We start from the raw sequence: 12683 nt of genomic DNA on the forward strand, positions 1-12683 counted from the left end.
GCTGCTGGTCTCTCGACGTCGTTGATTGCTAACGTGGCGACGATCCGGGCGCACATTATGCGTGGTTTATCCGAGCCTTGGCGTCAGACCACTGACGGGGGAAACCGTGGACTTCAGCCTGTTCCACTTCGCCGACGACGGGGAAGCCGAAGGCGATCGCTACCGGCTGCTGATGGACGGCGCCCGTTTCGCGGACGAGCACGGGCTCGCCGCCGTCTGGACACCCGAGCGGCACTTCCACCGCTTCGGCGGCCTGTTCCCGAACCCGTCCGTGACGGCCGCGGCGGTGGCGGCCGTGACCTCGCGGGTGCGGGTGCGGGCGGGCAGCGTGGTGCTGCCGCTGCACCATCCGGTGCGGGTGGCCGAGGAGTGGGCCATGGTGGACAACCTTTCCCACGGCCGGGCCGGCGTCGCGCTCGCCTCCGGGTGGAACCCACGGGACTTCCTCTTCGATCCGGACGCCTACGCCGACCGCCGGGAACGCACCGTGGCCGCCGTCGAGACCCTTCGTCAGCTCTGGCGGGGCGAGGCCTTCGGCGCCGAACCGGAGTACCGGGTCTACCCGCCGCCGGTGCAGGCGGAGATTCCGCTGTGGCTCACCAGCAGCGGCAACCCGGGCACGTTCGAGACCGCCGGGCACGTCGGTGTCGGTGTGCTGACGAACCTGCTCACGCAGAGCATGGAGTCGTTGGCGGAGAACGTCACGGCATATCGGCGCGCCTACGCGAACTCGGGGCGCGAGGGTCGCGGACACGTCGTCCTGATGCTGCACACCTGCCTCGGCGAGGATCTCGAGTCGGTGGAGCGCCTCGTGCGTGAGCCGCTGCGGCGCTATCTGATGTCCGCGCTGGATCTGAACCTGCGCTCGACCGGGTCGACCGCAGGCAAGGGGACCGCCGCGGGGCGGCCGTCCGCGGAGGAGCGGGCCCGGGCCTGGGCCAGGTCCACCTTCGCTCCGGCCGCCGTCGATGGTGCCTACCAGCGCTATCTCACCTCGGACGGCCTGTTCGGCGCGGTCTCGGACGCGCTTCCCGTCGTGGAGCGCGTGCAAGAGATGGGCGTCGACGAGATCGCGTGCCTCATCGACTTCGGCGTGCCGGTCGACGCGGCGCTGAGTGGATTGGCGCGTCTCGACGAGTTGCGTGCCGTGGTGGACAGGAGGAGGGCTCAGCGGTTCGTGGAGGCGAGCCGACGGTAGCTGTCCTCGAGGCGTTCGACGTCCTCTTCGCCGAAGAAGCCGAGGGACAATTCGAGGAACCTGCGCGGCCCATCGCCCGGGTTCTGGATGCGATGGGCGAGGCCGCGTGGAATCCGGATGCGCTCGCCGGTGGCCGCCGTCCACGCGCGATCGTCGATCTGCACGTCGAGCGGGCCGTCCAGAACAGTCCACCGCTCGTCGCGTTTCGCGTGCCGGTGCAGACTCACCCCCTGCCCCGGATCGATGGTGATGAACTCGACGGTCGATTCGGTGTTCAGCGTCAGCCGCTCCTGAACGCCGTAGGGCCCCGGACAGTGGTGGATCTCCGGCTCGGTGGCTTCGTCGCGCATGCTCTCAGCTCCTGGCTCGTGCTCAACCGTTCGGCCGCGCTCAGTTCAGGCTTCCAGGGCCTCGGCGACGAGGAGGTTCTCCAGCGCGGCAAGCGCTGAGACGGCGTTGGCCGGCGGAATCCGCGTGTCGTCGCAGACCACTTGCAGGATCAGCTCGTCGCCGTCGTTGCCGAGATCGGCGAAGAGGGTGGCATCGCCCATATCGCGTCGGCTGACGGTGGTGACGGACGACTCTTCGAGCAGGCCCTCGAGATCCGGCAGCCCGCTCTCCATGCCCGCCCATGCACCGCGATCGCTGCGCACGTCGTTGAAGTAGTACGAGAGGTCGGTCGCGAGCCCCTTCGCCGTGAGCTCGGTGAGTGCGTGACGCCATTTGATGCAGTCGTACCGCGCGCGGCTGTACGTGAGGATCGTGCGGGCGTAGATGTTCTTGGCGTATTCGGCGAACTGGTCGCCGCGATTCTCGCTCGGCAGGACGAGCAGCCCGTTCCCGATCGTCTGGCCTACGAAGTCCGTGAGCTTTGGATGCGACCGGTTGTTGCAGACGAGCAGAAGAGCGGAAAGCTCGCTGTTGACGTGCCGGCGGATGGTTCTCGTCAGCGCGGAGACGACGATGCCGCTCGTGCTCACCCCGTGGCGCAGGGCGAGCGCCTCGACGGCGACCGCTGCTGCCCGCGACCGGAGAATCGTCACCGAGAACGCGCCGGGCGCCATCGACCTGAGGCCGCCGCCGGGCGGCAGCCTCGAGGACGAGGCCAGCCAGCTGTCGATCACGGAGTCGCTTCTGCGCACCTGGTGGGCCGACTGCTCGTGTCCGACCAGTTCCGCGGTCTGCATTCCGGGGGCACGGGTTTCGCGCCCTTCGACCGCGTCGCGGATCAGGCGGTCCAGCGGACGGCAAGCGCCGCCGTCGAACGCGAGATGCGACATCGCGACGTTGATCTGTGTGCAGATTCCGCCGACGTGCTGCAGTCCCAGGCGGATCTGGGGTTCGTCCATGGCGAACGCCCTGCTCGCCAGCTCCGCGCAGGCCGGATCCTTCCGCGTGTTGTACCCGTGGTGCACGGGAATCGCGTCGGCCTGGGCCTCGTTCACGCGGATCTCGATACGGGCCTCGGGCTGAAAGGCCTGCCGCACGCGCTCCGTATCGAACGACACGCGAAAGATGTCGAGTGAGGACAGCATTACCCGGAGCCGGTCGAACGCCTCGGACACGCTGATGCCGTCCTTCAACGAGCGGATGGGCCACGAGATATTGAGACGGTCCGACAACGGACCGAGAGCGGTCATGCTGTCCCACATGTTCCCCTGCCCCCAGGTGAGGGGCATCGGGCCCTGCTCGGTCCCCCGGAGCAAGAGGCTGTGCGATTCACTGTTGCCGACGGCCATCAATTTCCCTCGCCGCATCATCAATCTCTTGACCCGCGTGGACACTGCGGTACATCAACGCGCGATGGCCGCCGCACCCCCGAACCATCAGTGGCTTCGCCGCCCGACTCCCCGGGCGGCGATACGGTCCGGATAGGACGCTACCCCGTCGCGTGCCGCGTGAAGGCGCTCGTGCATGGCCCTGAGTACCGCCGGATCACGCTTGTCCAGCCACTCCGACAGGCGCATCCCGAACCCGAGCGCGCACCAGACCCTTTCGTTGGCGAGCTCCCAGCCGCCCAGCGCCTCCGTGAACAGAACGGGCGTCGCGGCGTTGAGCGAGTCGATGAGCGTGCCCGCGCCCGGCTTGCTGACCACCGCCCGGCTGCGCCGGGTCAGCTCGAACGTGTCGGCCCAGTGCTCCCGGGAGCCGAACGATGGGGCGACCGTGTCCGGACCCGCGACCAGTCGCGGAAAGGCCGTTCCCGGACTGGTCTCCCAGCTGGGGTCCTGGTGGTACGTGCTCAGCCCGGCCGGCGGGTCGCTCCAGGGTTCCGGCAGGATCAGGCTCACCGACTGCCCCTCCGCGACGAGCCGCGAGGCGGCGGCCGCATGGGTCCCCATGCCCCATCCGCCGCCGTGGGCGAGGAAACCGATCGACCGCGATTCCCAGGGGAGCCGCGCCCCGGCCCTCGTCACCGGGATCGTCTCGTTCAACGTGTTCGTCCGCGCGTCGAGCAGCCACGTGTGCGTGCTGCCGGTGAGCTCTGCCGCGTGGCGATGCGACGGGGAGGGCACTGCGTCTACATGGCATACGTCGACGAGGACGTCCGGACGCCGGTCGACGTATGCCGCGACGATCTCCGTCCAGAACCCGGAGAGGACGGTGACCGAGCCCACTTCGGCCGCGTCCCACTCGTCGAAGAGCGCGGCGAGCGTCTCCGGCGTGATCAGCTCCGTGTGGTCGGTGGCCAGCGCGTGAGCCGCCTTCGCCAGCCGGTAGTCGCGGCTGTACCGGCCCTTCGCGATCTGAATGCGTTTCCTGGCCTCGTCGGGGAAGTACTTCTCCAGCACGTACACCCTGCTCGGCAACTCCCGGGCTGACAGGGCCCGGTCGAGCAACAGCCCGGGTATGTACGTCCCCAGTGCCACTCCGGACGTCAATGCGATATTCATCGTCCTCGTTAATTCGTCCTCGTCAGACCGGGTGGGTTTCCAGCGAGTAGTACCGCGTGCAGGTGGGGCAGATGGGCCACAACGAGGAGCGCAGGTGCTTACGGATCTTCGTGGCCTGCTCTCCCTGCCAGATGTCCAGCAGCGAGGATTCGTGGATGTTCCCGAGCGGTATGTCGTAGAACGTGTGGCAGGTCGTGACGTCGCCGCGCGCCGAAATCTCCGCGTAGCGCCACGGGACGGCGCAGCGCTCGTGGAAGTCCTTCATCGCGGTCCAGTCGGCGCGCAGGTAGGCCCCGACGGTCTCGACCTCAAGCGCCGCCGGCCGGGAGAAGAACTTCACGCCTGCCTGCTCGCACGTGTCCCGCGCGTCGGTCATCTGCCGGACGAGATCCTCTACATCGATGGACTCGAAGAACTGAGGGCTGCGGATATAGGGGGCCGAGTGCCGTACCGCCGGAATACCGAAGCTGTCGCGGGCCACGCGTCCGTAGTGCCGGTGCATCTCGGCCGTCGCGAAGCTCTGCAATTCGAGGCTCACGGCGCCGAGCTTGCTCAGGTCGATCTCCTTGAAGAACTCCGAGATGTGTGCGGCGTTGTCCGGCGTGACCAGGTAGGTGATGCCGATCTCGGGGAACCTCACACCGCGGCGGCGTTTGAGGCTGTCGATCGCGTCGATCCCGGCCATGGCCTTGTCGAAGACCCCGGCGCCGCGCTGCACGTCGTTGACCTCGCGCGGCCCGTCCACGGATACCCACACCCTGATGTGACGGTCGGCCACCAGCCGGTCAGCGTGGCTGCGCAGCGTCGTTCCGTTGGTGGGAAAGACGAGCTGGCTCCCGCCGGCGTGGATCGCGTCGATGACCCGCCAGACTCCTTTGTAGAGCAACGGCTCCCCGCCGAACAGCTCGACGTACGGCCGGACCGGCCGGCACTCCTCAAGGGTGCGCAGAACCAGGTCGACGTCGAGCTCGGCGAGTTCCGGCAGGACGTGGAAGGACCCTCCGTCACCCCACTCATAGCACATGTGGCAGCGCAGGTTGCATCGCTCGAGTAGTTGCAGCACCAGCCAGGACGGGCCTGCCTTGGGGGAGCGGGTGAGCGTATTGGACATGGGCGTTTCTCTCCAAGGGGGGTGGACGGCGGATGGCCGTCATCGCTCCGGATCGTCGGTGGGCCGTGCGTGGCAGGGGTGGCGCTGATCCTCCGGGTGGATTCCGCACGCACACGCGATCCCGATGGCCTCACGCAGCACGCGCGCCGCGTCGCCGGGTGGGTGGAACACGCCGAGGACGAGGCGGCCGCGCTCTCCCCGGGTGAGCGTGTTGGCCGCGACGGGCACGACACCAGGCCGCTGCCGCCGGTACAGCAGGCCCGCGTCGTCCAGCCTGTTCACGAACGACGGGAAGGGGCGCGCCTCGGCGTCCAGCCGCACGTTGATGAACTCGAGCGTCGCGCGAAGGCCGAGCCGCGCGGCGTGGCGTGTCAATGCCAGCGCGACGGTGCCCATGGACACGCGGGCGTTCACCTCCAGGCACGGCACGACCGTCCCGTCCGTCGTGATGAGCCCGTCGATGTCCACCGGGCCGAAATATCCGGCCGCGAAGAGTTCCTTGCACAGCGTCCTGCCCGCCGTGTCGATGTGCTCCAACTCCTGCCGGCGAAAGGATTCCGGGTCCACCGGGGAAGAGCCCCGGTAGCGGAAGCCCTCGACGTCGTTCTCCAGCAGCCCGGTGCTCCGTACGGAGCCATTCGGGCAGATGTGCCAGTGCGACGAGATGTCCCTGTGCTTCTCGAACAAGGGCTGGACGAGCAGTTCGAGCCGTTTGCCCCGGTCGACCTGCCGGGCGAGGTGCCGGGCGACGGAGCGATACGCGGCCTTCGAGCGGATCGCCAGGGTTCCCTGGCCGGACACGCCGTAAGGGTCCTTCAGCAGCACGACGGAGCCGGCTTGCGCGACCCTGCGCTCCAGTTCGGCGAGCGAGGTGACAGGCCACGCGGCTCCGTTCCATCCGTGCGCCAGGACGACCTCGTTGGACCACGTTTTCGAGTTGACCCTCATCGCGCACTCGGCGGTGGGCGCTGTGTAGGCCAGATCCAGCGCGGAAGCGAGGTCCTCGTACTCCGGGCGCGCGGCGTACGGCCGCAGGGTCATCCCGGCGACCTGGGGACGGATCACGTCCGCCTGGGCCAGCGTGCGTGCGACGACGCCGCCGACGCCGTCGCCGCGGGGCACGGGGTCCACGGGGAAGCCCGCCGCCCGCATCGCCTCGACGAAGCCGGGTGGAAGCTCGAAGGCCGTGATCAACCGGTCCCCTTCCTCGCTCAGCGCGGAAAGGACCTCGTCCAGGGCCTGCGCGATGGCGGAGCCGTGGGCGGACCCGATGCGGGGCAGCAGGGCGAGGTCGGCGGGCCGCCAGGAATCCTCCACCCCCACCGGGCCGACGTGCAGGGAGCTCTTCCGCGGTTCCACGGCTCGCATCCGTTTCCCTGACCCTCAATCCCTGGTGGACACGAAGTGGCAGAACGCGTCCACGGACTGAAGGTAATCCATGTCCATGTTCTCGAAGTCGAGTTCGACCTCGAGAGCATCCTCGACCGTGAGCAGGAACTCGATCATCTGCAGGGAATCGAGACCGAGATCGGAGATGATGTTCGTCTCCGGCTCGATGGAGACCTCGCGTCCCAGAACCTTGTGCAGGCACGTTGATACGGTGCTGAAGACCGGGTCCACGCCTAGACTCCATTCAGATAGAGAAGTACGCACTTTGAGCACACGGGCATGAGGTCTCTGCTCCGCAGGATTTTTCGCACGCGCCGGAAACGCTCGCTGTGCCAGAGATCGAGGACGTCCGTCTCATTCAGATTTCCCACCACGAACTCGGGAAAGAACTTGCAGGAACTGACGTTTCCATCGGCGTGGACCTCCATGCGGTTCGATACTGCGAGGCAGCGCCGCCGGCCCTGGGCCGGCTTCGAGGTACCCCGGACGAAGTCGTCCACTTCGTCCAGCCCGACCTGCGGCTGATACCGGACCCGCGACTTCCAGCGCCGTCCGGACAGCTTGGCCATCGATTCCCGCAGGGTCGGAATGGCTTCAGCCTTGAGGCGGTATGTGTACGAGTGCCACGTCGCGGGCTTTCCCGGCTCAGGCGGATTGAGCCAGGAGAACTCCTCGCGATACAGGTCGTCCATCTCGGCGGCGACGTCCTCATTGATGTACCAGGGGAACTGGAAATAGACGCTGTCGACGCCCAGTTCCTCGGCCCATTGCATGAACTCGTACATCTGCCCGACGGTCTCGTTGCTGACCATGCAAGACAGCGAGAGGGTGCCGCCGAAGTCACCGGAGTGCTGGAGGTCGATCATGTACTGGATGTTGCGCATCGTCCGGTCGAAGCTGCGCGGCCCGCGCAGCGCTTCGTGGTGCTCCTTGAGCCCGTCGAGGCTGACCAGCAGGCTGAGGTTCTTCCCGATCCGCATCAGGTCATCCGCGTGGCGCTGCATGAGCAGGCCGTTCGTGCACATCGTCACGGGGCGCGGATCGGCGGCCAGTAGTTCGGCGAACTCGCCGAACTTCGAGTACATGAGCGGCTCGCCCCCCCAGACGAACAGCTTCGACTTCCGCTCGGAGGTCGCCGAGAGCACCCGCCGCACGATGTCGACGCCGAGTTCGGTCTTCTGCTCGGCGACGCTGAGTTCGTGGAAGAAACCCTGCTCGCTCCACTGATAGCAGTGCAGGCAGCGGAGATTGCACTTGTAGGTGAGCTGAAGGCTCACCTCGTCCGGTACTTCCGACGCATAGTGCGGGTCTTCCTCGAGCGCGTGAAGGGTCTTCGATCGAACCGCAACCGTTCTGCGCAGATCGAGGAACTCGCGGTTGTCGAGGTTGCGTGAAGTCTGGGGCCCGATTGCCCCCGTGCCGAGTTCTGCCATGCCGCGACCTGCTCTTCCCTGCGCTCTTGACCGCCGCCGCGTGTATTCCCCGGCGGGCGACATCGATGGACTGAGATGTGCTCTGTTCGGATTGAGCCTTGGCCGAGAAGTACGGGATCTTCACTGTGGTCGATGCCTCGCCGGGCGTCAAACAGTTCCAACCTGGCTGCCGCGGACGCGAGTTGGATTCTTCGAGTGGTCACCGGTCCCAGCCCGGTCAGACGGTTTGAGCACCAAGTGACGGAACCACCCGAACCCACCGAACTCCCCTGAGACATCGTGGGGTTCGGGATTGGGGGTCGTGGCCATCGAGACGTCGTACGAGTCCCTCGACCGACGTGTGATCCGAGAGGCCGAGGGACGTATTGGAGGGCCCGGAGATCGCGTGCACATACAGCAACGGCAACCGCTTGGGGGCGGCCGACTCGTCGCGATTCGCGGTGCTGTGCGCGGTGGTTGAACCGATCACGCGCGTGGTTTCCTGCTGGGCGTGAAGAGCCCTTCGAAGCACTCGAAAAAGCTGGGGGCCACGCCGGCCACGGCCGAGGATGCCGTGGGCCGTATGGCGACCCGCCCCGTGGGCAGGCTGCTGTGGGAGAACTGCGTACAGACCATCGCGTCCGTCGGCATGTTCGGTTTCTACGCCCTGACGAACGCCTGGTTCGTCAGCCACGGGGTCGGCGATCAGGCGATGGCCGCGGTCAACCTCGTCGCCCCGCTGCTGCTCCTGCTCGGAGCCGTGTCCACTACGGTGGGCGCAGGCGGCGCGACGCTGGTCTCCCGCGCGCTGGGCGCCGGCGACGAGCGCGCGGCCTCTCGCGCAGCGGGCAACGCCTTCACGCTGTTCTGGGTCACCGCCGCCGTCACCACCGTGGCCGGGCTGGTCTTCATCGACCCACTTCTCGACGTGCTCGGCGCGACCGGCTCACTGCACGGGTACGCCCGGCAGTACGCGGTGATCCTGCTGTGCGGGTCACTGTCCTACACCGGGTTCTCCAGCCTGGTGCGCGCCGAGGGACGGGTCGGGTTCTCCACCCGGATGTGGATCGGCGCCATCGTGGTGCAGATCGTTCTCGACCCGCTGTTGATCTTCGGCCTCGACCTGGGAGTGAGCGGAGCCGCGCTGGGCACCGTCGGTGGGCAGACCGTATCCGCCGTGATGAGCTGGTGGTTCTTCTTCGCGCGGCGCGAACGGCCGTACCGCGTCCGCCTCGCCGACCTGCGCCCACATGCCGTGACCTTGCGCATGCTGGTGGGCATCGGGCTGCCTTCCTTCCTGGCCAACATCGGCCTCACCGTGCTCGCCGTGCTGGTCAATGGCACCCTCGCGGTGACCGGGGGAGCGATGGCGCTGACCGCGTACGTCGTCTGCTCCCGCCTGCAGACCTTCGCCGTGATGCCGCACACCGGCATGAGCCAGGGCCTGCAGCCCATCGTCAGCTACAACGCCGGGCGTGGCCTGGACGCCCGAGTAGCGCGAACGCGGACGCTCGCGCTGCGGGCCTCGCTCATCTACGGCGCGGCCACCGCGATCCTGCTGACAGTGTTCGCCGAACCGCTCGTCGGCATCTTCGTCAGCGGCGGCGAAGCCGCCGAGGAGGCCAGGTTCGCGCTGTGCGTCATCGCTGTCGGCGGGATCGTCATCGGTATCGCCCCGCTGATCGCGGCCTATTTCCAGGCGCTGGGAAGCCCGCTGCCCGCCTATGTCCTGACCGTCGGGTCCCTGATCCTGCTGAAGGCGCCCCTCGTGATCGTTTGCGGCCTGATCTGGGGCACGGGCGGCGTATGGTTCGGCCTCGCCGCCGGAGAGTTCGCCACTGCGGCGAGCGCGCTGCTGCTGTTGTACCGCCTCGACCGGCGCACGCCGCCCGCGGCACCGGATGCCCCCGCTGCGTCCTGAGGCGTCCGATGACGCGGCGGGCGAACGGGATTCAGGCCGCAGGGCGCCGAGCGTCACGGCTCAGCCGCGGCTGTCGACGGGGCTGCGCTCTGATCCTTCGAGCCGCTGCGCGAGCTGACTCCAGGCATGGGCGCACTCCCGCGCCAGCAGCGCGACGTTCTGCGAGCAGTGGCTCGGAACCGAGTGGGCCATCTGCACAATGGAGGAGTGCGCTTTGAGCAGGCGCAGTAACTGCCGTCCGTGACTGGTGTACCGCAGTGAGGGGTCGCGGGTGAGTTGCCGCCAGGAGGCGGTCACATCAACGCTCGAGTCGGCACCGTTCCCGGCGTGCGCTTCGGGCGAGTTCACCGCGACCGCATGTCTCGAGTGGCCGGCCGGAACCGGGGAGTCACCGCGCAGCACACGGCGTCGCACGTCGGCGATGGTGCCGAGCGAGAGCCCGGTCTCCTTGGCGACCTCGCGCAGGGTGGCGGCAGGCCGTGCCGCCATGAGTTCCGCGGCCTTCCGGCGCCCTTCCACGGTACTGACCGGCCGCACCCGACCGTCCCTGCCCACGCGGCTGTTCAACTGTGCAGTCTGCTCAGTTGAATATCGCGCGGCGGCGACGGTGTGCGCCGAGACACCCACGATCGCGGCGATCGCGCGGTCCGACGAGTCGGGGCACAGGACGAGTAGTCGGACGGCCGCCGCGCGCCTGTCCGCGGCGGTCAGCGGCAGGCCGTGCGCGGTGTTGGCCGTCACCGAGAGGATGAACGCCGCTTCCGGGCTGCCGTCGAAGAACTTGACCTGGATGCTCTTGTCCCCCCTGAGGTTCGCCGCCCTCAGCCGGTGCATGCCGTCGATCACGCGCATCGTGGCCTTGTGCACGATGATGGGCGGCAGGCACAGTTCAGAATCGGCGATGAGGGCGACGTGCTCCTCGTTGATGCCGTCGAGCCGGATCAGGTCGGCGGGAAGAAGCTGATCGATTTCCACTGTGGTGACCTGACCGATGAGGTTGTTCCCGGAGACCAGGTCGTTCTCACTGGAAACGGAAAGCACTGACACCATCGCACCTCTCGACTCCGTGATGGCACGCGATCTGATGTACGGCGCGGCCGACCCGAGCGGGCAGCCGTGCTGGGCAGCGGCTCAATGACAGCGTGTTTGACATTTCGAACGTTAGCGCTATGGCGTAAATGAGTATGCGCTTTCTCCCGCAGAGATCAACAGCGGGTTTGCCGGATGCGCACACCTTGAGCCAACGTTCCACTTCGGGCCCGAGGTTCGCATCGGCTTCGGATGGCTGCGTGGTCACCTGGGAAGGCCGGGCTCCATCTGTGCTGATCTGCGGATTCACATCGAACGATCCCCTTGTTCGCTGCTTGGCCGATTCTGATCGCCTCGTGGTGATGGAGTGCGATCGAGTGTTTGCGAGTGCGTCGAAAGCGCATGCTGTGCGCCTCGAGGAGTCCATTCAGTGATGCGTTGCGCTGGTGAATGTCCGGGCGTCTCGAGCGCCATGGGCTGTGGCACCGTCGAGCCGGCGCCGTTGGTTCGGGGGGCGGAGCCCCGGATGGGCGCGTCTTTGACCGGCTCGGAAAGGTCTTCGTCCGCCGTCCGCGGAGGTCAGTGAATACTCCAGCTGTACATCGTGATCTTGCTGGTCGGGCCGGTGCGGAGACGGAGGGGCAACCGTTGATCATCGTGAGTCGTGTGGACTCGCGAAGAGACGGTGGCGGCAGGTAACAGCATGGATCCCGTGCTCTGGAGCGGGGTGTTCGAGGGACCGATGGGGCGGATCGCGTGCCGGTTCAAGCGGGTCGGGCCCCGGCGCCGGGCTGGACTTCTGGTGCTCGGGTTGCTGCCGGACCTGCTCGGAAGAACCGCTGGTCGATCACGGAGCGGGCCGGGGAGGCCGGCCCGCACGGCGTGCGGCATCTGCTGTGACGGGCTGCCGGGGATACCGACGCTGTCCGTGATGACGTGCGTGAATAGGTGGTCGAGCGCCTCCGTGACGAGGCCGCGGTGCTGGTCGTCGGTGTGACCGGGGATGCGAGGAGGGCACGCACGCTGTCGCTGCCCAGCGCCAGTACACCGGCACGGCCGGGAGGACCGAGAACTCCTGGGCGTATTGATCACTTCCGAGGCGGAGGAGAGGTCGTCGCAGACTGTTCACAGGACGGGTGAGGCGCCTGTTTCCGTGTGTGACGTGGGTGACTACGGCGGTCCCCCTCACTGGCCTCGAACTGTGTGCAGGAGCTCGCCTCCAGGAGGTTCGAGCTCTCTCATGAGTGGCCTGCAAGTTTCGGGATCCTGATGGGGCGAGCGAACCGGCCGCTCTGGGTGTGTGGCGCTGTTTCACACGTCGCGGCGGACGCCGCCGCGATGACGATCATGGAGCGCGACTGGAACGTACTGGTGGGGGCGGACAAGGGGACCGTCCTGGCACCGCGGCCGCTCCAGCCGCTGCGCCGGGCTGCTTACGAGAATTCGAAGGCCGGCAAGGAAGCGCTGGATGTGGCAGTAGGTCATCGGCAGGAAGACCTGCACGGTGTGCCACGGTTGAGCTTGGGCGAACGACGTCCTTCCGAGGGTGGCATCGGATTTCCGAGGATGACTCTTCACTCGAAGTCGCTCGGCGAGATCGATCGGCGAGCAGCGGGCGACTTGAGCGTCTGGGAGTCGGCTGTTCTCATGTCGAGTGCCGCCCGCGCCTTGGCGTCCAGAGGGATCGACGACCTCCGTGGGTTTCGGCCGAGGGGAAGGTGGAATCCGG

At 67.4% G+C, this 12683-nt stretch carries 10 protein-coding genes; 2 read left to right on the forward strand and 8 right to left on the reverse strand.

All coding sequences use genetic code 11. From position 1 onward, the window contains the following. Window positions 1-106: 106 nt before the first annotated feature. On the forward strand, window positions 107-1198 hold the full coding sequence (locus ACH4VX_RS11720) for a MupA/Atu3671 family FMN-dependent luciferase-like monooxygenase (RefSeq protein WP_398367196.1): 1092 nt from the start codon (window positions 107-109) through the stop codon (window positions 1196-1198). Here ACH4VX_RS11720 and ACH4VX_RS11725 read toward each other — a convergent pair. The 7 genes from ACH4VX_RS11725 to ACH4VX_RS11755 form a co-directional block, all read right to left on the reverse strand. Continuing rightward, window positions 1168-1548, reverse strand: coding sequence for a phosphomannose isomerase type II C-terminal cupin domain (locus ACH4VX_RS11725; protein WP_398367197.1), 381 nt, complete (start codon window positions 1546-1548; stop codon window positions 1168-1170). The genes ACH4VX_RS11720 and ACH4VX_RS11725 overlap by 31 nt on opposite strands. A gap of 45 nt (window positions 1549-1593) precedes the next feature. Further along, window positions 1594-2838, reverse strand: coding sequence for a hypothetical protein (locus tag ACH4VX_RS11730; RefSeq protein ID WP_398367198.1), 1245 nt, complete (start codon window positions 2836-2838; stop codon window positions 1594-1596). A 186-nt stretch (window positions 2839-3024) separates the two neighbouring features. Then, on the reverse strand, window positions 3025-4092 hold the full coding sequence (locus ACH4VX_RS11735; RefSeq protein ID WP_398367200.1) for a hypothetical protein: 1068 nt from the start codon (window positions 4090-4092) through the stop codon (window positions 3025-3027). A gap of 22 nt (window positions 4093-4114) precedes the next feature. Beyond that, window positions 4115-5203, reverse strand: a complete 1089-nt coding sequence (locus ACH4VX_RS11740) for an SPASM domain-containing protein (protein ID WP_398367201.1) — start codon at window positions 5201-5203, stop codon at window positions 4115-4117. Window positions 5204-5242: 39 nt separating this feature from the next. Further along, window positions 5243-6562, reverse strand: coding sequence for a hypothetical protein (locus tag ACH4VX_RS11745; protein WP_398367202.1), 1320 nt, complete (start codon window positions 6560-6562; stop codon window positions 5243-5245). A gap of 24 nt (window positions 6563-6586) precedes the next feature. Further along, window positions 6587-6823: an acyl carrier protein gene (locus ACH4VX_RS11750; protein ID WP_398367203.1), complete on the reverse strand. Its 237-nt coding sequence runs from the start codon at window positions 6821-6823 to the stop codon at window positions 6587-6589. A 2-nt stretch (window positions 6824-6825) separates the two neighbouring features. Further along, on the reverse strand, window positions 6826-8025 hold the full coding sequence (locus tag ACH4VX_RS11755) for a radical SAM protein (protein WP_398367204.1): 1200 nt from the start codon (window positions 8023-8025) through the stop codon (window positions 6826-6828). A 490-nt stretch (window positions 8026-8515) separates the two neighbouring features. Here ACH4VX_RS11755 and ACH4VX_RS11760 point away from each other — a divergent pair, with 490 nt between their 5' ends. Then, window positions 8516-9925, forward strand: a complete 1410-nt coding sequence (locus ACH4VX_RS11760) for an MATE family efflux transporter (RefSeq protein ID WP_398367205.1) — start codon at window positions 8516-8518, stop codon at window positions 9923-9925. 60 nt (window positions 9926-9985) lie between these two features. On the opposite strand, the gene ACH4VX_RS11765 is transcribed toward ACH4VX_RS11760, so the two are convergent. Continuing rightward, window positions 9986-10966: a ParB N-terminal domain-containing protein gene (locus tag ACH4VX_RS11765; RefSeq protein ID WP_398367206.1), complete on the reverse strand. Its 981-nt coding sequence runs from the start codon at window positions 10964-10966 to the stop codon at window positions 9986-9988. Window positions 10967-12683: the final 1717 nt, after the last annotated feature.

The organism is Streptomyces sp. NPDC020731 (genome assembly GCF_044334705.1).
In the GTDB taxonomy this organism is placed as follows: Bacteria; Actinomycetota; Actinomycetes; order Streptomycetales; family Streptomycetaceae; genus Streptomyces.